Below are 22,117 nucleotides of genomic sequence, written 5' to 3' on the forward strand. Positions count from 1 at the left end.
CTGTCGTAAAAGTTGCGACAGTGTGTTTTTTTGCTAATTTCTAGTCGATAATTTCCGTTCTTCTCTTTTCCTTAATAATCCGATCCGTCTCCAAGTCCATCACAACAGGCTTTGGGTCTGGGATCACAACTAAGATATCTTGGTTTTTCCCAATTTTATGCTGCTCCACTCTGATTTCTTTCTGCTGATCTTCGATTGAAAGTTGTTGCGCGGCATGTTGTTCATTCTTGATTTCATCAATAAAGTCATTTGGTTGGATAGGCGGGACGATGTCATGTTCATGCATTGGAATTACCTCCAAAGAATTTTCTTGTTACTAACAGTGTACTCGCCCCTTCTGTTATTCGCAATTTGAATTGTGTTCCATTCTTTGGCTCATCCTTTCGCGGAATACTTGTTTCATCCATCTAGCAAGCCTGTTTTTCAGTTACTCTTTTAGTTAACTTGATAGAAGCGCACATTATAACATGTTATAATCATTAGGAAGTCACTCTATACAGTTTCGCTAGGAGATATTGCTTACTATTGCGTACATTATTCTTGAAGCAGTTACTTATCTTTCAAATAGGAGGAAGCACGAATGAAAAAAATAAAAGTTCGCAAAATTGGAAATTCAATCGGCGGCATTTTCCCAAAAGAATGGGGCTTGCATGAAGGTGATTTGTTAAACGTTCGCAAAGAAGGACACCTCTTCATTTTGGATGCTGAGGATTCTGCAAAAGAGAAAGATCGTCAACTAATCGAAGAAAGCTTCGCTGATTTTGAGAATAAAACTACAACCACTGAACAAGAAATGGAAGAACTGTTTGGTAAATATGGTTGGGGCGACTAATGATGAATTACACACTTGTTTACTCTGAATCCTTTAGAAAAAGTCTTCAGGAGAACATTTCAGAATGGGAAAAGGAACTGCTTCTTACCGATGAAAAAATCACTCAATTTGTTCATGCCATTTATCATTCATTAAATCGTTTAAAACAATTTCCTGAAATGTATGAAAATGTCGCTGGTTTGTATGATTTCGACAAACCAACCTATCGCATCCTGATTGGAAAAAGTTTTGCAATCTTTTATCGAATCAATCAGGAAGAGAGAACAATACTTATTGGAAACCTATTTAAACAAAAACAAATGCACCTATATTTCTAATAGAACATCCAGAAGGAAACATGCGCTGCTTGCCGCTTTCTTTCTGGATTTTTTGATCGTAATTATGTACAGTGATTCGTTCTTGTACAATTCCACTAATCGCGCTAAAGACGCGAAGTGGAACTCGCAAAAAACTGCAGCCCTCAGTCAAGGCTGCAGTTAGAACACATTATTTATTTAAGTAAGTCAATGCGTTGTCGATCAAGTGTTGGACGGTTGCTTTAGGCATTACAGATAGAATATCAGTGATTTGCGGTGCAGATTTGCTGTCGGTAAATACGACGTTCAATGGCATATACAGCTTGCGTCCTTTTTGTTCGGTTTCTTTTTGAACAGTAGAAATAATCGCTGAGTAGTCCACGGGTTCTGACGCCTTGTTCAATTCTGCTGACATGGTGGTCAAAATTTGTTTAACACTTTCGCTATCAAATTCTGCTAAGTCGGTATAAGTGAAAGTCACTTGGTTAGCATTTTTGATAAACAAGATTTTTTCCATAAAGGTCATCAAAGTCTTGGCTTCTGTGTGATAGATATCCACGACTTTTTTAACAAAATCAAGATCGTTTTCAATATCGATCGCTTTCAATTGTTCTGCTACATCTGTTTCAGCAGCATCAACTAACAGCATGATTCTTCTTGTTAATTCATCCACAGATGTCTTCTTGATGTATTCCGCATTGGTCCAGTCGAGTTTCTTTTGATCGAAGTAAGCAGGCGAAGCGGACATCCGATTGATATCGTAAGCTTCGATCAATTCATCCCGAGTGAACAATTCTTTTTCTCCGACGGGCGACCAGCCAAGAAAGGCGATAAAGTTCAGCAACGCTTCATTCAAATAGCCGTATTTACGGTATTGGCTGATGAATTGCAGCGTATTTTTATCCCGTTTGCTCAATTTCTTATGGGTATCCAAGCTATATATCAGTGTGATATGACCAAATAGCGGTTGTGGGATACCTAGAGCTTCATACACGGCGATTTGTTTTGGTGTATTGGCAATGTGGTCATCTCCACGTAAAACGTGTGTCATCTTCATTAAGTAATCATCAATTACTACCGCGAAGTTATAGGTTGCCATACCATTACTTTTTTCAATAATGAAGTCTCCGCCGATATTATCTGAATTAAATTCCACACGGCCTTTAATCATGTCATCCCAGCCATAAATATGATTTTCAGGTAAGTGAAGACGAACCGTGGATTTGCGGCCTTCTGCTTCGGCTTGCTTGATTTGTTCTTCCGTTGCGCCATACCAGCGTCCATCGTAATGAGGCGCGATTTTAGCTTCGATTTGTTGATCATGCAGTTCTTTTAATTCTTCTTCCGTCGCATAGTCGCGATAGGCAAGTCCTGCGTCTAATAATTGTTGTACGTATTTATGATACAAATTCACACGATCTTTTTGATGGTAAGGGGCAAATTCAACTTTCGGTTTATCCGGACCTTCATCCCAGTCGATACCTAACCAATGAAGATTTTCCATCTGGCTTTCTTCACCATGCGGAACATTTCTTTTCAAGTCAGTATCTTCGATTCGCAACACCCAGGTGCCGTTATAATGCTTCGCAAACAGGTAGTTGAATAACGCAGATTGCGCATTCCCTAAATGTAAAAAACCTGTTGGACTTGGTGCGTATCGAACTCGTACGTCGCCGGTAACTTCTACTTTGTCTTTTTTCAATTTGATTCCCTCCAGTTTAAAAGCCCTAATAAAAATAATGCTTTATCAGGGCTTTAATAACAGATGCTATTATATGTTAAGATGCGTGATGAATCAAATGATTACGATTTAAATCGTCAATTGCGCGAGTCAAATCTTCAATGAAATCATCACAAATGGCCATTGTCATGGATGGGCGAACAACGATTCGACTAATTGTGACATCTTCCAGACTTACAGGAAGTGGGTAAGCAGGCACTTGCCAGCCGTATTCCTTCAACTTGTCTTCTAAATCATAAAGATTCCAAGTTAATTCCACATTGTCTGCGATTTTCCAGCAATTGATTGGTAATTGTGAACCATCATTGATGATTTCAAAAATACCTAGATCCTTCAATTCTTGATTGATTCGTTGTGACACGCTGCGAACATTGTTCATGATCGCTGTGAAGCCTTCACGACCGAAACGAATCATGTTGTAATATTGCGCAACGATGTGTGCGCCGCTATGTGAGAAGTTGATAGCGATCGAGTCTACGCTGCTGCCAAGATAAGGAACTGAGAAACGCATTTCTGCTGGTAAATAGTCTTCCGTATTTTCGCGCCAAACAATCCAGCCAATACCGGGATAAACCATCCCGTATTTATGCCCTGAAACGTTGATTGATGCTACATTTTTTAAACGGAAGTCCCATGGTTTGAACCCATCAACAAATGGTGCGAAGAAGCCGCCAAATGCTGCGTCGACATGGATCTTAATTGGTAATTTCGCTGTTTGGTTGTATTCAGAAACTAGTTCGTCTAATTTTTGAATATCATCTACGCGGCCAGTGTAAGTAATTCCTTGAATTCCTACAATACCAATGGTGTTTTCATCTACATAATCCATGACGGTGTCAGTGTTTAATGACATATGGTTTTCATCCATTGGAACTTCCCGCATCTCGACATTCCAGTACGTACAGAATTTTTCCCATACAACTTGGAATGCAGACATGATAACTAAGTTAGGTTTGTGTTCATGTAAGTTGTCGATGTCTAGTCCGGCTGCTTTTGCACGATGTTTCCAGCTATGCAATAATGCAAGTCCGCCTAACATACAACCTTCTGAAGAACCCACTGTTGAAGTTCCGATGAAGTCTTGGAATAATTTTTTCCCTTCACCGATATTCCACATATGAGCAACCATACTGATGGTATAGTTTTCCATTGCGGTAGTTTTTGGATATTCTGATTTGTCAATCGCATTCGTTTCAAGTGAACCCAACATCAAACGATCTGCTTGTGGTTCCATTTGAGTGGTACAGAATGTAGCCAAGTTTTGGTCTGCTTTTGCTTCATTCAACCGAATATGATTGACGAGCGTCTCGGCTGTGTCAGGGTTCATACCCTCATCAGGTAATACTTCTTTAGGCATGCTGCGAGCAGCTTCTTTGCTTCCTAAAAATGAACTTTCTAAATAATCTGTTTGCATTTAAAAGATCTCCTTAAAATACTCTCTTATATTTTTTAATGAACTGGGTGGTGTAAGTCGCTTCCTGATTTATCATGATGATGCAATGTCCAGTTTCCATGGAATTGATACATGATCAACGGAATAAAGAAAACGATGATAAAAGCTGTTAGTAATAACGTTAGATACGTATGTTTTTGTTGCGCGTTGTAAGCAGCTGGTGGGAAGAAAGTAACAATAAACCCAAAAGCGGATAAGACAAAACCTAAAACACCCATGATGACACGCATTACTTTCGATTTTGCCGCACGGAACGTACGATTCAACTCGTTGTGCTTGAAGACCAAGACTAAATAAGTAACAAACATCAGCATATACATTAAGGTATACAAGGCAACAGTCAAGCTCATCGCTGTTTGGAATGAAAGGTTCGATTTGTCTCCACCAGCACCAAAGGTTAAGAGTGCGGCCATGATCGAAACGATCACACCTTGCAAGATCATTACATTCGTTTCAACACCATAAGGATTCGTTTTAGCGAAACGTTCAGGCAAGTAGCCTTCTTTAGCCGCTTCATACATCCCTGCATTTGGTCCAACAACCCAGCTGCTGATTTCACCGATAATACCGATTGCCAGTAACAAACCAATTAAACGTTCAATAAAGACCACATTGACCCATGGAAATTGTTGAACCAAAGCCCCATAGGCATAAACAATCCCTGTACTTAATTGGATCTTGGCGTTTGGAATCGTCGCACCGATTGAAATTGTTCCGATAATATCAGAAGCAATCGCGCAGATCGCCAAAGCCATCATGACTTTTGGATAAACAGACGGTTTCTTCAAGTCTTTTACGTGAGTCGCTGATCCTTCAGCTCCCGCAAAGGCTAAGATAAATGGAACAAATCCAACTAATACATTTCCGCTCCAGCTTGATGGCAGGATCGTATGCGGATTGATTTTGATCAGCATCGGATTGCCCTTCACTAGATAAGTGATGGTTAAGAACAGCAATAGGAAAACTGGAATGATGACACCAATTGTAAAACTCCATTGAGCGATTTTCCCTGTGATTTTGGTTCCTCGTTGTTGCGCGAAGATCAAGCCCCACAAGATCACCATCATGATGATAAATTTGAACAATGGATTTGTATTAATAATTGGAACGTTGAAAGTGATAGATAAACAACCGATGATGAAATACATCATGGTACACATCCCAACAGTGATATGGATCCATTGATAAAAGAGTGCAGACCAGCCAAGGCGTTCCCCCAGCATGTGACGTCCCCAAGTAAAGATTCCGCCTTTGCTCCAACCATCGACTGAAGCCATTTCACCAGCGGAACGTGTAACTGGAATAAACCATAAAATACCTGCTAAGAATAGGAAGAACAATGCAGTTGGTCCTTGCTTAGCGAAGGCGGCAAATCCATACACCGTCATGACCATTGAAGTAGTCATTGAGAATAGCTGAACACCAGTAAGCTGATTATGTTCGCTCAAAGAGGTGCTCTTCTCTTCGTTATTCATTTGTGACACATCCTTTAAATTCATTGCAATCGAAGTGCGCACTTCCGAACTACAGCCATCATATTAGCCTTAAAAAAAGCAAAGTCAAACTGCCTCGCATCCGCTAATTAGAAGGTTTATTAAAATAAATTCTGCCATCATAATGGAAGAAACCCTTTGCTTTCTGCGAATTCCGCACCTCTTTTCATTCAATAAAAAAAGCTTTTTAAGAAAAAAAGCCCAAGGTCTAAATTGTGTAGCAATTCACTGCAAATTTTTGGATGATACGTGTCATTTTCTTAGCAAATGATAATGATTCACAAATAAAGCGCGCCCAAAAAAGAACCCTCGCACGTATCTTTAAATCAACTTTCACACAGTCCCTAGCTCTTCTTTAATCCTATGAGCTTATACTGTTGAATTTGAAGGCAATAGGATCATAAAGAAACTGTAAGAGGAGCGTTCAGTCATGAGCATTGATCGATTACTAGATTTTGAAAGTCAGGCACTTTTCGCTATTTTTACCTATTTAAAAGAAAATCCCGGCTTCCACGATATCAATGAGATATCCGAACAAATCGGTTTTGAAAAACGGACTACTTCAAAATATCTAGAGCGTCTTTCGGTACTGTCGGATGAAGTGAAGGAGCGAGCCGGCACTTTTCCACTGACTACTTCAGAGCGAAATTACCAGATCATTCAAACCAATTACGCGGCAAACAAAGAGCTTTGCTTGGCCATCTATCACATCTCAATCAAGATTGACCTGCTAGAAGGACTATTACTAAACAAAGAAAATACAATGAATGCGTTAATGGATAAATACAGCCTGAGCTATTCTACCCTGAAAAAGGATGTCTACGAAATCCGTGATTTTCTTAAAGAAGCCACCATCGACCTCCACATTCGCAATGGCGAACTCGTATTATCCGGACTTGAACCGACCATTCGTTTATTTTTCTTAAGCTTTTTTTGGCAGCTCTATGGCGGCTATGGTCATCCATTTAATATTCAAAGCTCCCAAGAAAAAAACTTTATTTTTGAGAAGCTTAGTTTCCTGCTTTCAGATCAAATCGACCCTATTACAAAGATTCAATATGATTATTTAGTGGATATTACCTTGATCCGCTACCTATCTGATCATAAGATTGAAAACAATGAACTACCCGTCGAATCGATCCTGATTGGGAATAAATTCGTGCAACACTTCCACTTCATTACAGAAGAAAACGTCCTAGCCTATACGAATTTCAAAGACGAACTTTATTTCATGCTATTGTTTTTACAATCAAAAATGGTCTTTTATCGGAACGATCGTTTCTTCCAAGAATTGAAGAAATATCACAAAGAAATTGATTCAAATATTTATCAAGCCAATCAGTTTTTCTTTCAAAATATCGGATTGCTGTTCAATCAATTCCAATTTGACTACGATGAATTAGAAAAAGAGCTCTATGTGATCCACACACGGCTCTTGTTTAAAAGTTTCTATAATTATGTGCCGATTGGTGAGCATCATAATCTTTATCCTGAAGACATGGCGATTGTTCAAGAAAATCTTCGCCTGCGTTTTGAGACTATCCAGCCGCGTAATAGCTTGATTTATTCACAAATGGATTATGCGATCTTCCTTTACGCCGCTTTGAGTATCGCCAATGAATTTTTGACCGGCTATGAATTATCCGTCTTTATCGATGACTCAAAGGGAGAATTCAATTCTATCTGGTTAAAAAAATTATTCATGAAAAGTACCGGCGGCTTGGTCAAAATGCACTTTGTCGATCCGAATCGTTTCTTACTAGCGGATGAAACCGTCGATCTAATTATTAGCACAAACAAATATTTTCCCATCGAAAACAGCCAAAACAAACCGATCCTCTTTTTAGAGTGCAAGGATAAATACGAGGATCTAAAAAATGTCCAAAATATGGTGCGAAAAATTATGATGAAAAAAACGAAGCGGCTGCAATCGAACTAAAATTACGCACACATTTTGAACATTAATCGAACTTTTCATTCATTTGGCGAAGGAATAAACGAAAATCCTTCCCAGCATACAAAGCAAGCTCAGGCAAAAAAATATTTTTGTGCTATACTGACCTCTGTTAGTTTCTCTTTCCAAAAAACAAACTAACAGACAAAGACGATCGACCGACATATTCGATCGTCTTTTTATGTGTATTAGAGAATGATTGTTTTAGTAATTTATTACGAAAAAAGATCGAGCCGCCGCCCGATCTTTTCGTTTTATGCATATTCTCGTATAATCTGAACCAACGCCTCCGTGGCTCCTGTCCCGCTCTTTTCATCATAGTATTGTGTGAAGCGTTCATCTGCTAGATACATTTCGCTTAATCCTTTATGGGCCTCTCCTGAGTATTGCTTCCAGCTGAAGCTTATCCACTCTTTATGCAGCTGATAAATTTCTTTTGCTAGTGACGGATTCTCCTCCGCTAAGTAGTCCCTCAATTTTTCAATTAGCATCGCTTCAGTTGCTTGCATCTTTTGATACTCAGCTTCACTCATGTTTTGCCATTTTTGATTGGAGGCTTCAACGGCCTCTTCTCCATATTTTTCACGGATTTCCTGACCATAATTCGCTTCGTTTTCCGTTAGTTTCTCTTGTTTGAATGCTTCAAATTTTTCTTTATTCGTCATTTCTATCTCTCCCTTATAGTAACGCAAGGTTTTGTCAATGGTTTCCAGCAGCTGATCCAGTTCTTGTCGTTTTTGCTGCAATTGTTTCTTTTGCTGAATCAACGTGTCCTCGATTTTTTCGTCAGGTCGGTCAACCAGTTTCTTGATCGTTTTTAATGGGATGCCCATCGATCGATACAGAAGAATCTGCTGCAGTCGATCAATTTCTTTTTCAGTATACATGCGGTAGCCTGCCTCACTTAGAAAAGCCGGCTTCAATAATGCGCGCTCATCATAAAATCGCAGTGTCCGTGCACTGACGCCTGAGATTTCCGCCATTTGTTTAACTGTATAATTCATTTCTGCACCTCCTGACAAAATTATCTTACACCTTGACGTAACGTAAAGGTCAAGTGCTCATTTCAACTTGATTGAGTAACGAACTCAAGTTAAATGTTTTTCACACATAGGATTCCGCTAAACATCACATTTATTAACTAGTTCAAACGATAGAAGCAATCGTCGGTTCTTATTAAACTGATAAAAGCGTCATTCACAAAAATCCCCTCTTAGAATATCATTCTAAGAGGGGTTCTCCCAGTATCAACATGTGATAGAAAGGTTCTTCGTCCACTAAGCTTCTTTCCGACACCCTGAAATCCGACAGGTGACCGAAGTCATGTGCCTCTGGTATCGAAGGATCAATCTTTCAGATCCACTCGACTCGTCGCATGAGACACACTATAGCACATTGGCTTAGCCTTTGACAATCATTTTTGATTGTTTTTATAAATTGCTTCCGTTATCTCGACCGTTTTTAACGTCAATTCTTTCGTCACAACAGGACTCTCCAAGCGCCCTTGCTTCAAGCAGTCATTTACATGCTCCACCTCAAAGACAAACTCACTGTTTTGGGTACTGTGGAGGGTTTCCTTTTCCCCATCGTTGTAGTGAATCTCTGCCGTATCAGTTTTCCAAAAATCAGGAACGATTATTTTCCCTTTTTCCCCATAGATAATCATTCGCTTCGGCAGATCTAGATCAACCGTTAAGAAAATAGTGCCTAAAACACCTTCAGGAAAGTTTAGCGTTACTTGCGCCTGTGCGTCGGATTGTCCTTCTGGGAACACCAATGTCCCCTTGTACTCATTCGGTGACGCTGCCAGCAGATGCTGCATATACTCTAACGGATAGGTCCCCGCTCCACGAAAAACGCCGCCACCTGCACTCAAATCGCGAAACCATGAAATATGGTCAATGTTGGGATAAGCGGTCACGGAATCCAGCCAGCGGATCGCACCAATCTTCCCAGCCTGAATAACCTGTTGAATTTGTTTGGTGATCGGTAAGAAGAGAGCTTTTTGAGCCTCCATCAAAAATAGCTTGCGTTCTTTCGCTATCACAAATAGCTCTTTTGCTTGTTCCAGCGTCATCGTAAAGGGCTTTTCTAATAGCACATGTTTATTATTCAGTAACGCCAACTTCGCGGCATCGTAATGGCCTTTATTATAAACAGCTACATAAACAATATCGACCGCTTCGCTTTGGCACAATTCCTCATAACTGCCAAAAGCCGCAGGGATTTCTAGTTCCTGCGCCATCTTTTGCGCTTTTTCGATGCCGCGAGAAGCGATTGCGGTCACTTCACCCTCATGACTCTCCTTCACCCCCGCCACGAAACGAGGAACGACCTGCGCCGTACTTAAAATACCATAACGAATCATATTCTTTTTCCCTCCATGAACAAGGAAGGAACTGATTGAAAAAACCAGCTCCTTCCGTTTTTTATATTCTCACTATTTACTAAAGACCAGCTATCGTTTTATTCAAAACGAACAAACAGAAGTATCCATAGGAAGCTACTGACCACAGCTTAAAAATCAAGATGATCTTGAGATACTCCCGAAAAGAGAGATCCGTCATCCCCGCAACCAAACACGTCAAGTCGTCTGGCAAAAAGGGGAAAATAAAACAGACAATCAATAATTTTTTAATATCCTGTGTGTGGTCCTGCAAGGTCGTTTCAAATTTTTCATAATTTTTCTCCGACAATACAAGACGAGCAAACTTCGGACCAAAGCGGCGGACCAATAAAAATAAGCCGACTTCTCCTATGACTAGTCCAATATAACTATACAAAATACCTGGGATATTGCCAAACATCAGCATCCCGACGATTGTTGCGAAACCACCAGGCAGAAAAGGGATGATTGGCTGGATCGCTTGGACGATGATAAACGCCGCAATAGCGAAACTCCCAAAATTTTTAATAAAATGCTGCAAATCCGCCACCGAACCAAACATACCGGATCGCCGGATATAGATTAATATCAGAATAAACGCTGCCAAGCCAACAATCGGTAATACTTGGATTACCTTCTGCTGCCAAGGCGCGCGTGTCCGCGACTTTTGTGCCATCCTTCCCCTCCTTATCAAGTGCATAAGTGTGTAATTTAGATAATTATTTTCGCGCGCGGTACTTGATTGACGCTAATTCCTATTGAAGAAATCATTTTTCTAAAATCATGAAACATGATTTCAGTCGTCTTCACGCGAACCATTTTACTAACCTACTAAAAATAGGTAGTAAAACTGGCTTATTGATAGAACTCACCGATTTGATCAACAAACGGGAGCGATTCTTTTAATGGGTAAACGACAAAATCATGCATCATACCTTCTACAACCTCAAGCTGCATCGTCGTTCCTTTGCTGCGCTTGATTCGATCCTGCAAACGCAAAACATCGGGATACAAAATTTCATCGGTTCCTGCCACCACGAATAATTTACCCAGCTGATCAAAATTTCCATAGATCGGTGAAACCATCGGATCGGTCAAAGGAAGCTCTCCCGCGTAATTCTCACCGGCTTCTGCCAGCAGGTCTTTTTCTAATAATACATCTTTTTCCTGTAATTCTTGTGAACGGGGATCGCTTAACGAAGCATCCAGCCACGGAGATGCCAAAGCAATCTTTTTGGGCCGCTTCGGCAAATCGATATTTCGCAGATGCTGGGCTAAGCTCATCGCTAAGCCGCCCCCGGCTGAATCACCAAATAAGAAAAAGCAGTCATCAGGGTATAAGTAAGTCAATTGTCGAAACGCCTTCTCTGTTAATGGAACTGTTTTTTCCGCTGTATTTTCTGGCGCTAACGGATAATCAAAATAGCTTACTTTTAAATTATACCGTTTGACAAACCGCTCCTGAATTTCCTTATGAAAAGGTGACGCCTCCAACGCATAGCCGCCTCCATGTAAATAGAACACATGACGTCTTGTGGGATGGCCAGGAAATAACGTAATCAGTTGATGTCCGTCAATTTCTGAAATCTTTTGCGGAATATCCGTTTGCGAAAGCTGGCGGCTGATTAATCGTCTTCGCTTCGGCGGATCGACCATTGTTGCTCCCACCAGTTTTTTCATATTGATTACTTTAAAAACATTTTTTACAAATTTTGCTGAATAGCGCATCGCTGTATCCTCCAAATAAATTCCTATATCATCGCATAGAATTCGTCTTTTCGTGCTACAATAGACACGGTGGGCTATCGCAGTCTGCCTCTTAAGCATAACGGAATCTAAAGGAGGTGTCCACAATCACAAAACCGAATCGCGAATACCTTTACGATAATATTCGCGGCATCTTGATCCTACTCGTAGTATTGGGGCACGCATTGGAATATTTTCGTTTAGATAACAAGGTTGGCGAGTTTATTTACGTCTTCATCTACTTATTCCACATGCCGGTATTTATCTTTATTTCCGGTTATTTCTCAAAAAATCTGAAGAAGGGTCGTTCCACCGCAGTGGAGACTTTCCTTGTCCCTTATTTGCTGCTAAATTTAATTTTGACCCTAATTATGCTGGCCATTGGTAAAATCGATCAGTTTATGATATTGAGTCCAGGATGGACCCTTTGGTATTTATATTGTATGTTTATCTGGCGTTTATTGCTACCAGACCTCGTAAAAGTACGAAGAATCTTAATTTTAAGTTTTATTATCGGTATTTTCTCTGGTTTTTTAACTGAGTTTGGAACCTATATGGCGATGGCACGAACCTTAGGCTTTTTGCCGTATTTCTTAGCGGGGTATTTCACCACTCCCGAGTTAGTCTCTCGAGTACGCAAGACTCCCTTCAGAAAAATAATCAGTATAGGGATCATTCTTTTTGGGCTAGTGACCGCCTTCTTTTGGACAAAGAATAATTTGCCACCAGAACTTTTATGGCGAGATCGAGCTTACGCCTTCTTTCCCGTCCCTTTACTGCAAAACCTATTGACGATCATCTTTTTATACGGCATTGGCTTTGCGTTCATCTTCGTCTTTCTGGCTCTCGTCAATAATAAGCCACACTTTTTCACTGCATGGGGACAGCGCACTTTGGCTATTTATTTACTTCATGTTTACCTAGTGGCGCCATTAGTAGAATTTACGCAATTTGAAGATAATGCTGTCCTTCATCTAATTCTCTTAGTAGCAGGCAGTGGGTTTATCACTTATCTGCTATCACATCCTAAAGTAACAGAGATTCTGCGGAAAACACTTTCTCGAATTTTACATTTTATTATGCCAAACAAAAACGGCGACTCGTCATGAGCCGCCGTTTTTATTTCTTCTATTTTATTACTCAAAATTGCTTTCAGTTAAGCATGCGATGTAGATTTCTTTTACCGCCGCTTCATCCAATGGAACGAAAGCATCGGTTTTTATAGTACTGTGAGCTACCGCTTGTTTGGCCATCTCATCGAATTTTTCTTCATTGATTCCTACTTCTGGTAATGTCATTGGAATTCCGCAGGCTTTGAAGTAATCGTATAATTTTTGGATACCGATACGTGCGGCCAACATTGGAACCTTCTCTTCTACATTCCAAACATTCCATGCGAAATTCGCAAATTTATCAACTGTTTCATCATTCAAAGCATATTCCATCCAACGTGGTGTCAAGATTGCTAAGCCGACACCATGAGTGATATCGTAAAAGGCACTCAATTCATGCTCCATCGGATGACAAGACCAAGCACCTGGCTTGCCGTTTCCAGTCAACCCGTTCAAAGCTAACGTGCTCGCCCACATCAAATTAGCCCGTGCATCATAATCTTCCGGATATTTCAGGGCAATCGGACAGTTTTTAATCACTGAACGCATCAAGCCTTCTGAAACAGAATCTTGTACGTCGGTTCCCTCTGTCCGTTTGAAATAATTTTCAATCAAATGACTCATGATGTCCGCGGAACCTGCCGCTGTTTGATATTTATTTACACTAAAGGTGTTTTGCGGATCTAAGAAAGAAACTTTTGGCAGCATTGCTTTACTGCCGGTACCTAGTTTTTGATGCGTTGAAAGATTCGAAATCACTGCGCCACTATTCATTTCACTACCTGTCGCAGCCAATGTCAAAATCGTTACTAATGGCAAGGCGCCACCTTGGTATTTCCGACGCTGTAATACTAAATCCCAGGCATCGCCATCAAATTTTGTGGCCGCAGCGACTACCTTCGCACAGTCAATCGTTGAGCCGCCGCCGACAGCCAAGATCACATCAACATTTTCTTTGCGACAAATTTCTGCTCCACGACGGACGGTTTCCACTCGTGGATTCGGTTCTACCCCAGCTAATTCAAAGACTTCGTTGCCATTTGCTTTTAACTGCTCCATCACTTTATCGTATAAGCCGATCTTCTTGATGCTGCCGCCACCGTAAACGATCAGTACTCGTTTACCATATTGATTCAATACTTCAGGGAGCTCAGACAAACGATCCTTACCAAAACGAATATCCGTCGTTACATGAAAATCAAAATTTTCCATTTAAATTCCTCCATATTCATATTAAAGATCTAATTTTTCCTAGGAAAAATCACTCTTATCTTCTAGCCATAGACCATTTTATTAATACGTTGAGCCTTAAATTGCTATAGTAATATTTGGGCGCTTTTCGAAACAAACTGCGACCAGCAGATCAGATAGCGTTGTTTGCCTCTATTCATTATCATAAGCCAAAGTTTTCCAGAAGGAAACTATCTTCCCTCAATATTTTCCAAGTTAGACACAAAAAAATCTGTGATCTGATCCATTGTCGCGATCTGAACAAAATGGCGCTCCTTTGCGCTAACGAACGTAATATTATCTTGAGGATTCGCTTTGATAAAATCCGCGGTATGCTGATAGGGAACTTTTTCATCCTCTGTGCCATGCCAAAAGAAGACCGGGCGACCAGCAATTTTTTCAGGCGCTAAAGATAGATCATACTTTTCTAGCCAAGAGGTTAACTCTCGGTAATCCTTTGGTAAATAGAAGCCTAATTCGCCAGCATGCATGGCAATCTGTTCGCGATATTTGATTGGTGCAGGAGACCCCATCACACAGGCTGCTACATTGATCTCTGGATGCTGTGTCAAAAGCATGCAAGTCGTGATCCCGCCCATCGAGATACCACCTACACCGATTTTATCCCTCACCAATCCCAGATTTTCAAAGTAATCAACTAGATAACCAAACTCATAAAGATTCGTTTGAATACTGTCCCAAAAAGTCAATGAAGGAATCTCCGACGTTTTTGTTTTACGTTCGCCATGATTGGCCGCATCCGGCAGCAAGACCCGAAAATTTTGCGCCGCTAATTTTCGCCCCTGCGTCAACACAAGTTCCTTCGCCGTCTGCCAGCCGTGGTAATAAATGATCAACGGCAGCGGTTCATAGATTTTATCCTCTGCCACAACTTCCAGCAAAGGAATATTCCCTACCATGCGTTTTCGTACCACTACTTTCATTTCGTGCCTCCCATTCAGTCTTTCCTTCATTATACCTAGTCCTTCGAAAATACACGAAAATACCGCCCTTCATGAGATAAAAGGGCGGTACTAAAAATTTATTCTGCAATTAATGTCTCTAATCCTACATACATCATGTCTTTAAAGGTATTTTGGCGTTCTTCTGAAGTTGTTTCTTCACCCGTTACCATGTGGTCGCTGACCGTCATGATGCCTAGTGTTTGAACATGGAATTTCGCCCCTAAGTAATATAAGATCGCTGCTTCCATCTCAACACCCATTACTCCGTATTCAGCCAAATTAAAGGTTGGAGCTAAATCATCTTTGTAGAAGGTGTCTTCTGACAACACATTTCCAACATGGGTCGTAAAGCCTTTTTCCTTCGCCACTTCATAAGCCTTCATCATCAGATCAAAATCTGCGATCGGCGCAAAGTGGAAACCTGGAAAATGTTTTTCCACCATAGACGAGCTCGTCACTGCCCCTTGAGCAATAATCAAATCACGGACATGAACGTTTTTAGACAATGCGCCGCATGTTCCCACACGGATCAATTTTTTCACCCCGTAAGATTGAATCAGCTCCTGCGCATAGATTCCAGCAGAAGGCATGCCCATCCCTGTCCCTTGGACAGAAACGCGTTCGCCTTTGTAAGTTCCAGTATAACCTAACATGCCTCGCACGTTGTTATAACATTTCGCATCCTCTAAAAAATTTTCCGCGATAAATTTTGCTCGCAATGGATCTCCCGGCAGTAAAATTTTATCCGCAATTTCACCTTGTTTTGCTTCAATATGAACGCTCATTGTATTCCTCCTCGATCAATTATCATTATGTCTATTATATTAATAAACGTTTTATAGAACCGCTAGTGTTTCTTTGATTAATTTCTTGAAGTCTTCTTTGACACGTTCTGTGGTTTCCACTACTTCCGCGTGGTTCAAGTTGGCTTGCATACCAGCCGCTAAGTTGGTAATACAAGACACACCCAAAACTTTCATACCGCTGTGAGCCGCTACGATAACTTCTGGAACCGTCGACATACCGACCGCATCTGCGCCAATCGTGCGAGCCATGCGAATTTCCGCAGGGGTTTCATAGGTTGGACCTGTCATTCCAAGATACACGCCTTCTTGCAGATCAATCGCTAATTTGCCTGCAACTTCTCGTGCTTTTTCTTGATATTCCTTCGTATAAGCCGCACTCATATCTGGGAAGCGAGGGCCCATGTTTTCATCATTTGGTCCGATCAATGGATTGGTTCCCATAAAGTTGATATGGTCTGTGATCAGCATCAAGTTGCCTGGTTGGAAGCCTTCATTTACACCGCCAGCCGCGTTTGTTACGACAACTGAGTGAATTCCTAAGGCCGCCATCACGCGAACAGGGTAAGTCACTGTCTCCATCGTGTTCCCTTCATAATAATGGAAACGTCCTTGCATCGCCAACACATTTTTTCCAGCTAATTGTCCATAAACTAATTGCCCGGCATGGCCAATCACTGTTGAAACAGGGAAATGTGGAATCTCGTTATACGGGATCACAACAGGGTTTTCGATTTCTTCTGCTAGTTCGCCTAGTCCTGATCCTAAGATCAAACCAAAGGCGACATCCGCTACTCCTTTGTCTTGAATGTAGCTGGCTGTTTGTTGGATTTTTTCTTGTACGTCTGTCATAAAATGCTCCTTTTTCTGAGTATTTTTATTTCAATAATTTTAAGAAACTTTCGCCATTTTCAGTAGCTGGCACATCAAAGTTTTCCGCGATTGTCGCAGCGATGTCTGAGTAATAACCTTGTGGTAATTTCCCCTGTGCCGCCATTTTTTTGCTGTAAACCAAGAATGGAACGTATTCACGGGTATGGTCTGTCCCTGTGAAGGTTGGATCGTTTCCGTGATCAGCGGTAATCATCAATAAATCATCATCCTGCATCGCATCTAAAATTTCTGGAATGCGAAGATCAAATTCTTCGATTGCATGAGCATAGCCTACCACATCCCGACGATGTCCGAACAACGCATCAAAATCAACTAAGTTCGTGAAGCTCAAACCTGTAAAATCTTTTTTCATTACGTCTAATAATTTATCAACGCCATCCATGTTGCTCTTCGTGCGAACGGCATCTGTAATTCCTTGTCCGTTAAAGATATCATTAATTTTACCAACGGCGATCACGTCTTTTCCGTTGTCCTTCAATGAATCCAAAACAGTCTTACCAAATGGATCAAGAGCATAGTCGTGACGATTGCTAGTCCGAGTAAAGTCACCAGGTTCGCCGATATACGGGCGAGCAATAATTCGACCGATCATGTAAGGATCATCCTTCGTAATATCACGAACATATTGACAAATCTTATAAAGTTCATCCAACGGAATAATTTCTTCATGAGCAGCAATCTGCAACACTGGGTCAGCTGAAGTGTAGATAATCAAATCCCCTGTCTTCATCTGCTCTTCCCCAAAATCTTTGATGACTTCTGTTCCGCTATAGGGTTTGTTGGCTCCCATAATAATACCACGACCAGAAAACTCAGAGATTTTATCTAGCAATTCTTGCGGGAAGCCTTCTGGGAAAACACGAAATGGGGTTTGAATATTCAACCCAGCAATTTCCCAGTGACCTGTCATCGTGTCTTTACCAACAGAAATTTCTTCTAATTTTGTTGCATAGCCATCGTGATCAGCGACATCCTTTACGCCCTTCAATGGACGAATGGTTCCAAGTCCAAGCTGTTCCAAATGCGGGATATTCAATCCAGCTTCTTCAGCAATATGACCCAAGGTGTCCGAACCAACGTCTCCAAATTTTTCAGCATCCGGTGCTTCTCCGATACCGACAGAATCCATAACGACTAAGTGAATACGCTTAAACATTTCTATTCCCTCTTTCTATTGATTTATATCTAATAAGCAGAACAAGACCCGCTTATAAATTTAACAAAACTAAGATACTACTAAATTTTCAACTCAGCTTTAGTATATTGGGTTCTTAAAGTCCCGTAAACTAAAAGCCATTGTGTTAGTGCGTACTGGACTTGCAGCTAATTCGCTTTAATGTAATAACTTTTTCAAAAACCGAAAAAGTTAATCTGATTCTCATCACGCATACCATCCAACTAAACAGCGCGTCAAAATAAGCTAACTCATTGTAGATGAAATAATTTTTCTAAACCCGTGAAAAATGAGTTTTATTTTCGTACGCATACGATTCCACTAATCGCGCTAAAGCGCGAAGTGGAACTCGCAAAAAGGGCGTGACTAAGAAACGCTGTCCCATAGTCCCACCCTTTAATAACAAAAGAATTATTTTGATTTGATGTAGTTGACGCCATCGGCTTTTGGTGCGGCTGATTTTCCTAAGAAGAGAACCAGTACGATGATCGTCAATACGTATGGTGCTGATTGCAGGTACACATCTGGAATTTGTGAGATGATCGGCAGATTAGACCCTGCGATACTCAAGTTTTGTGCAAAGCCGAAGAACACTGCGGCTCCCATAGCACCTAACGGATTCCATTTACCAAAGATCATCGCTGCTAATGAAATGAATCCTTGTCCTGCGATGGTTGTTGCCGCGAAACGTCCCGCGATGGATTGTGCAAAGACTGCTCCGCCCATTCCGCCTAAGAAGCCGGAAATCAAGACTCCTGAATAGCGCAATGCGTAAACATTGATCCCTAACGTATCCGCTGCTTGAGGATTTTCACCAACAGAGCGTAAACGTAAACCAAAGCGCGTTTTGAAAATGACAAACCAAGAAATTACTGCGACTAAAATCGCAAAATACGCTGGTAAGCTAGTGTTTTTAAAGAACAACTCGCCTAGTACTGGGATTTTACTCAAACCTGGAAAATCAAAGTACCCGAATTGCTGTTGAATGGTATCTGTTTGACCTTTTCCATAGATTACTTTAATCAAGAAAATCGCTAATGGCGGCGCCAATAAGTTCATTACAGTACCACTAATGATATGATCCGCACGGAAGTTGACTGTCGCTACTGCATGCAGCAGTGAGAATGCCATTCCTGCTAGACCGCCGACTAAAACGCCCAGCCATGGTGTCATCGCACCGAACTGATCCGCAAAAGCTAAGTTGAATACCACAGAACTGAAGGCACCGGCAACCATGATTCCTTCCAAACCAACGTTAACGATCCCGCTTCGTTCAGAAAACACCCCGCCAAGTGCAGTTAAAATTAACGGTGCAGAGTACACAAGTGTCTGAGCAATAATTGAAGCTAATAAATCCATATTCATTAGACTTTGCCCCCTTTTTCAGATTCTTCGTTCGGAGCACTCTCTATTTCTTGGACAGTTTCTACTTCTTTTTTACCGCCCATTACTTTTGCAAGACCCACACGTACGATGTAATTGATCGCTACGAAGAAGATGATCAACGGAATTACACTATTGGCTAATTCACTCGGAATACCTGAGAACTGCATCCCTTGTCCGCCAAGTTTTAAAATACTGAACAGCAATGCCGATAATAGGATACCGACAGAGCTGCCGTTTCCTAATAGCGAAACCGCCATACCATCGAATCCGATGCTGAGTGATGACCCTTGAACAAAGTAGTTCATGAAGGTTCCTAGACCGTAAACAACGCCACCAAGACCAGCCAATCCGCCAGAAATAATCATCGAAATGACAATCGTCCGCTTGCTGCTCATCCCAGCGTATTCTGATGCGAAAGGATTCAAGCCAACAGAACGAATTTCAAATCCTAAGGTTGTACGTTTCATTAAGAACCATACAAGCACTAGGAAGACTAACGCTAGAATAATCCCCATATTGACACGTGAACCGCCAAATAGATTGGTCAACCAAGGTTCTCTTAAAGAAGCGTTCAAGCCAACAGCTTTAGTAACCCCTTTGTTTGAGATAACATCTGGAGACATCACGTGATTGACAATATGATTGGCTACATATAGGATCACATAGTTCATCATAATTGTAACAATAACTTCACTTGTTCCAAAGAAGGCCCGCAATAAACCTGGAATCGCAGCGGCTGCCGCTCCGGCTAAAGCACCTACAACAATTGCTAGAGTTAAAACAACGATCTTTGGTGAATCCGGCATGCTTAAAGCCACCCAGATACTTGCCACCCATCCGCATAACGCTTGACCAGAAAGCCCAACGTTGAAGAATCCAGCGGAATTGGCAACTGAAAACCCTAATGCGGTAAAGATCAATGGTCCAGCACCAACTAAGATTTCACCAATCGACATCTTGCTCTGGAACGCCGAGCTAAACATCGCATTGTAGCCTTCAATCGGATTGAAACCAAATACCGCCATCAAAATGGCACCAAGAATAAATCCTAAAATAACTGAGATAACCGGTACTAATATATTTCTAATTTTTTCTGAGCGATCATTCATTTGTCTCACCAGCCTTTGCTAATTCTGCTCGCGCTTCTTCTAAACTGTAGCCGGCCATCAATAAACCAAGCTCGTTTTCAGAAGTTTCTTTCGGATCTACGATACCAACGATCTCCCCTGCATGAATAACCGCGATACGGTCAGAGACATTCAAAATTTCATCTAACTCAAAGCTTACTAGTAACACACCTTTTTGTTTGTCGCGTTGTTCCACCAAACGTTTGTGAATATATTCGATCGCCCCGACGTCAAGTCCGCGAGTGGGTTGAGAGACGATCAGTAAATCTGGATCACGATCGACTTCACGAGCGATAATCGCCTTTTGCTGGTTCCCACCTGACAGAGAAGCTGCCGGCGCTTTTTCACCAGTTGTCCGCACATCGTATTCTTCGATTAAGCGTTTCGCGTAGCGATCGATTTCACCGTAATTCAAAATACCATTTTTACTAAATGGCGCATGATAATAAGATTGCAAAGCGATATTCTCAGATAATGGCAGCGGCAAGATCAATCCATATTTATGACGGTCTTCTGGTACGTGACCAACACCTGTTTCAGTAATCTGGCGTGGTGCTTTGCCTGTTACGTCTTCTCCATTAATGGTGACTGTTCCGCTTTCGACTTTTCGCAAGCCCGTTAACGCTTGGATCAATTCTGTCTGTCCATTGCCATCAATCCCGGCAATTCCGACAACTTCACCGCGATGAACATCCAGCGACAAGTTTTTAACCGCTTCTATTCCGCGACTTTCTTTAACAACTAGATCTTTGATCGAAAGAACGACTTCCCCTGGTTTCGCTGGGACCTTGTCTGTCTTAAATGAGACAGAACGTCCAACCATCATGTCGGCCAATTGCTGTGAACTGACATCCTTCACATCGACCGTTCCTATGTATTGTCCCCGACGAATAACCGAACAACGATCCGCAACTTTTTTGATTTCATCCAATTTGTGGGTGATCAAGATAATTGATTTTCCTTCATTGATTAACCCTTCCATAATGGTGATCAATTCATCAATTTCTTGCGGTGTTAATACTGCGGTTGGTTCATCAAAGATCAGAACGTTGGCTCCGCGGTATAACGTTTTTAAAATTTCAACCCGCTGCTGCATCCCTACTGAAATATCACGGATATACGCGTCTGGATCCACCTTCAAGCCGTATTCTTCGGATAACCGTTGAATTTCAGCCTTGGCTTTCTTTTGATCTAGCATGCCGTTCTTCTTCGGCTCGCTGCCTAAAATAATGTTTTCTGTAACGGTGAAGGCATCCACTAACATAAAATGCTGATGGACCATCCCGATTCCTAGTTGGTTGGCTCTAGTTGGACTTGAGATATCAACCTTCTGACCATCCATCAAAATCTCACCAGAAGTTGGCTGCAATAGCCCTGACAAAACATTCATCAGTGTCGATTTACCGGCACCATTTTCACCTAAAAGTGCATGGATTTCGCCTTTTCGGATCTGTAAATTGATGTTGTCATTTGCTTTAAACGTGCCAAATTGCTTGGTGATATTGCGCATCTCAATGACATATTG

The 22,117-nt window shown here is 41.3% G+C and carries 20 protein-coding genes; 4 read left to right on the top strand and 16 right to left on the bottom strand.

Annotated features, from left to right (window positions below; all coding sequences use genetic code 11):
* Window positions 1–40: 40 nt before the first annotated feature.
* Window positions 41–286, bottom strand: coding sequence for a hypothetical protein (locus tag J9537_RS13440; protein WP_010745257.1), 246 nt, complete (start codon window positions 284–286; stop codon window positions 41–43).
* Between the two features lie 294 nt (window positions 287–580).
* Between J9537_RS13440 and J9537_RS13445 the strand changes: the two genes are divergently transcribed.
* Together J9537_RS13445 and J9537_RS13450 are read left to right on the top strand one after the other, a co-directional pair.
* Complete coding sequence (locus tag J9537_RS13445; RefSeq protein WP_010745255.1) at window positions 581–832, top strand: AbrB/MazE/SpoVT family DNA-binding domain-containing protein; 252 nt, start codon at window positions 581–583, stop codon at window positions 830–832.
* Window positions 832–1,149: a type II toxin-antitoxin system RelE/ParE family toxin gene (locus J9537_RS13450; protein WP_218256184.1), complete on the top strand. Its 318-nt coding sequence runs from the start codon at window positions 832–834 to the stop codon at window positions 1,147–1,149. Before J9537_RS13445 ends, J9537_RS13450 begins: the two co-directional genes overlap by 1 nt.
* A 169-nt stretch (window positions 1,150–1,318) precedes the next feature.
* On the opposite strand, the gene gltX is transcribed toward J9537_RS13450, so the two are convergent.
* The 3 genes from gltX to J9537_RS13465 all read right to left on the bottom strand — a co-directional run bounded on the left by gltX (window position 1,319) and on the right by J9537_RS13465 (window position 5,797).
* On the bottom strand, window positions 1,319–2,830 hold the full coding sequence (gltX, locus tag J9537_RS13455) for a glutamate--tRNA ligase (protein WP_010745253.1): 1,512 nt from the start codon (window positions 2,828–2,830) through the stop codon (window positions 1,319–1,321).
* A 76-nt stretch (window positions 2,831–2,906) separates the two neighbouring features.
* Window positions 2,907–4,283 (bottom strand): glutamate decarboxylase, encoded by a 1,377-nt coding sequence (gad, locus tag J9537_RS13460; protein ID WP_010745252.1) that lies wholly within the window; start codon window positions 4,281–4,283, stop codon window positions 2,907–2,909.
* A gap of 35 nt (window positions 4,284–4,318) precedes the next feature.
* Complete coding sequence (locus tag J9537_RS13465) at window positions 4,319–5,797, bottom strand: amino acid permease (RefSeq protein ID WP_010745251.1); 1,479 nt, start codon at window positions 5,795–5,797, stop codon at window positions 4,319–4,321.
* A gap of 448 nt (window positions 5,798–6,245) precedes the next feature.
* Between J9537_RS13465 and J9537_RS13470 the strand changes: the two genes are divergently transcribed.
* Window positions 6,246–7,754 (top strand): helix-turn-helix domain-containing protein, encoded by a 1,509-nt coding sequence (locus tag J9537_RS13470; RefSeq protein WP_010745250.1) that lies wholly within the window; start codon window positions 6,246–6,248, stop codon window positions 7,752–7,754.
* Between the two features lie 269 nt (window positions 7,755–8,023).
* Here J9537_RS13470 and J9537_RS13475 read toward each other — a convergent pair whose 3' ends face one another.
* The 4 genes from J9537_RS13475 to J9537_RS13490 form a co-directional block, all read right to left on the bottom strand.
* Window positions 8,024–8,773 (bottom strand): MerR family transcriptional regulator, encoded by a 750-nt coding sequence (locus J9537_RS13475; RefSeq protein ID WP_010745249.1) that lies wholly within the window; start codon window positions 8,771–8,773, stop codon window positions 8,024–8,026.
* Window positions 8,774–9,183: 410 nt separating this feature from the next.
* Window positions 9,184–10,137, bottom strand: coding sequence for a Gfo/Idh/MocA family protein (locus tag J9537_RS13480; protein WP_010745248.1), 954 nt, complete (start codon window positions 10,135–10,137; stop codon window positions 9,184–9,186).
* Between the two features lie 79 nt (window positions 10,138–10,216).
* The gene (locus J9537_RS13485) at window positions 10,217–10,831 is read right to left on the bottom strand and encodes a TVP38/TMEM64 family protein (RefSeq protein WP_010745247.1); all 615 of its coding nucleotides are present in this window, start codon (window positions 10,829–10,831) and stop codon (window positions 10,217–10,219) included.
* A gap of 179 nt (window positions 10,832–11,010) precedes the next feature.
* Window positions 11,011–11,883 (bottom strand): alpha/beta hydrolase fold domain-containing protein, encoded by an 873-nt coding sequence (locus J9537_RS13490; protein ID WP_010745246.1) that lies wholly within the window; start codon window positions 11,881–11,883, stop codon window positions 11,011–11,013.
* A 116-nt stretch (window positions 11,884–11,999) separates the two neighbouring features.
* On the opposite strand from J9537_RS13490, the gene J9537_RS13495 reads away from it, so the two are divergent.
* Window positions 12,000–13,010, top strand: a complete 1,011-nt coding sequence (locus tag J9537_RS13495) for an acyltransferase family protein (protein ID WP_010745245.1) — start codon at window positions 12,000–12,002, stop codon at window positions 13,008–13,010.
* A 27-nt stretch (window positions 13,011–13,037) separates the two neighbouring features.
* On the opposite strand, the gene J9537_RS13500 is transcribed toward J9537_RS13495, so the two are convergent.
* The 8 genes from J9537_RS13500 to J9537_RS13535 form a co-directional block, all read right to left on the bottom strand.
* The gene (locus J9537_RS13500; RefSeq protein WP_010745244.1) at window positions 13,038–14,225 is read right to left on the bottom strand and encodes an iron-containing alcohol dehydrogenase; all 1,188 of its coding nucleotides are present in this window, start codon (window positions 14,223–14,225) and stop codon (window positions 13,038–13,040) included.
* Between the two features lie 209 nt (window positions 14,226–14,434).
* Window positions 14,435–15,187, bottom strand: a complete 753-nt coding sequence (locus J9537_RS13505) for an alpha/beta fold hydrolase (RefSeq protein ID WP_010745243.1) — start codon at window positions 15,185–15,187, stop codon at window positions 14,435–14,437.
* Window positions 15,188–15,285: 98 nt separating this feature from the next.
* Window positions 15,286–15,993: a purine-nucleoside phosphorylase gene (gene deoD / locus J9537_RS13510; RefSeq protein ID WP_010745242.1), complete on the bottom strand. Its 708-nt coding sequence runs from the start codon at window positions 15,991–15,993 to the stop codon at window positions 15,286–15,288.
* Window positions 15,994–16,044: 51 nt separating this feature from the next.
* The gene (locus J9537_RS13515; protein ID WP_010745241.1) at window positions 16,045–16,863 is read right to left on the bottom strand and encodes a purine-nucleoside phosphorylase; all 819 of its coding nucleotides are present in this window, start codon (window positions 16,861–16,863) and stop codon (window positions 16,045–16,047) included.
* A 25-nt stretch (window positions 16,864–16,888) separates the two neighbouring features.
* On the bottom strand, window positions 16,889–18,061 hold the full coding sequence (gene deoB, locus J9537_RS13520) for a phosphopentomutase (protein ID WP_010745240.1): 1,173 nt from the start codon (window positions 18,059–18,061) through the stop codon (window positions 16,889–16,891).
* A 429-nt stretch (window positions 18,062–18,490) separates the two neighbouring features.
* Window positions 18,491–19,444, bottom strand: coding sequence for an ABC transporter permease (locus tag J9537_RS13525; protein ID WP_010745239.1), 954 nt, complete (start codon window positions 19,442–19,444; stop codon window positions 18,491–18,493).
* Window positions 19,444–20,574 carry an ABC transporter permease gene (locus J9537_RS13530; protein ID WP_010745238.1) on the bottom strand — a complete coding sequence of 377 codons (1,131 nt, stop codon included), beginning with the start codon at window positions 20,572–20,574 and terminating at the stop codon, window positions 19,444–19,446. Before J9537_RS13530 ends, J9537_RS13525 begins: the two co-directional genes overlap by 1 nt.
* A complete protein-coding gene (locus J9537_RS13535; RefSeq protein ID WP_192926093.1) occupies window positions 20,567–22,102 on the bottom strand; it encodes an ABC transporter ATP-binding protein in 1,536 nt (511 codons plus the stop codon). Before J9537_RS13535 ends, J9537_RS13530 begins: the two co-directional genes overlap by 8 nt.
* Between the last annotated feature and the right edge of the window lie 15 nt (window positions 22,103–22,117).

The sequence above is a fragment of the Enterococcus raffinosus genome (assembly GCF_019175485.1).
GTDB classification, from domain to species: Bacteria; Bacillota; Bacilli; order Lactobacillales; family Enterococcaceae; genus Enterococcus_A; species Enterococcus_A raffinosus.

Excerpts from the sequence above, each read along its gene's own strand:
- J9537_RS13470 (WP_010745250.1), top strand. The coding sequence starts at position 6,246 with ATGAGCATTGATCGATTACTAGATTTTGAAAGTCAGGCACTTTTCGCT.
- J9537_RS13440 (WP_010745257.1), bottom strand. The coding sequence starts at position 286 with ATGCATGAACATGACATCGTCCCGCCTATCCAACCAAATGACTTTATT.
- J9537_RS13515 (WP_010745241.1), bottom strand. The coding sequence starts at position 16,863 with ATGACAGACGTACAAGAAAAAATCCAACAAACAGCCAGCTACATTCAA.
- J9537_RS13530 (WP_010745238.1), bottom strand. The coding sequence starts at position 20,574 with ATGAATGATCGCTCAGAAAAAATTAGAAATATATTAGTACCGGTTATC.
- J9537_RS13500 (WP_010745244.1), bottom strand. The coding sequence starts at position 14,225 with ATGGAAAATTTTGATTTTCATGTAACGACGGATATTCGTTTTGGTAAG.
- J9537_RS13475 (WP_010745249.1), bottom strand. The coding sequence starts at position 8,773 with ATGAATTATACAGTTAAACAAATGGCGGAAATCTCAGGCGTCAGTGCA.
- J9537_RS13480 (WP_010745248.1), bottom strand. The coding sequence starts at position 10,137 with ATGATTCGTTATGGTATTTTAAGTACGGCGCAGGTCGTTCCTCGTTTC.
- J9537_RS13445 (WP_010745255.1), top strand. The coding sequence starts at position 581 with ATGAAAAAAATAAAAGTTCGCAAAATTGGAAATTCAATCGGCGGCATT.
- J9537_RS13465 (WP_010745251.1), bottom strand. The coding sequence starts at position 5,797 with ATGAATAACGAAGAGAAGAGCACCTCTTTGAGCGAACATAATCAGCTT.
- J9537_RS13525 (WP_010745239.1), bottom strand. The coding sequence starts at position 19,444 with ATGAATATGGATTTATTAGCTTCAATTATTGCTCAGACACTTGTGTAC.
- gad (WP_010745252.1), bottom strand. The coding sequence starts at position 4,283 with ATGCAAACAGATTATTTAGAAAGTTCATTTTTAGGAAGCAAAGAAGCT.
- J9537_RS13490 (WP_010745246.1), bottom strand. The coding sequence starts at position 11,883 with ATGCGCTATTCAGCAAAATTTGTAAAAAATGTTTTTAAAGTAATCAAT.
- deoD (WP_010745242.1), bottom strand. The coding sequence starts at position 15,993 with ATGAGCGTTCATATTGAAGCAAAACAAGGTGAAATTGCGGATAAAATT.
- deoB (WP_010745240.1), bottom strand. The coding sequence starts at position 18,061 with ATGTTTAAGCGTATTCACTTAGTCGTTATGGATTCTGTCGGTATCGGA.
- J9537_RS13485 (WP_010745247.1), bottom strand. The coding sequence starts at position 10,831 with ATGGCACAAAAGTCGCGGACACGCGCGCCTTGGCAGCAGAAGGTAATC.
- J9537_RS13450 (WP_218256184.1), top strand. The coding sequence starts at position 832 with ATGATGAATTACACACTTGTTTACTCTGAATCCTTTAGAAAAAGTCTT.
- J9537_RS13535 (WP_192926093.1), bottom strand. The coding sequence starts at position 22,102 with ATGCGCAATATCACCAAGCAATTTGGCACGTTTAAAGCAAATGACAAC.
- J9537_RS13505 (WP_010745243.1), bottom strand. The coding sequence starts at position 15,187 with ATGAAAGTAGTGGTACGAAAACGCATGGTAGGGAATATTCCTTTGCTG.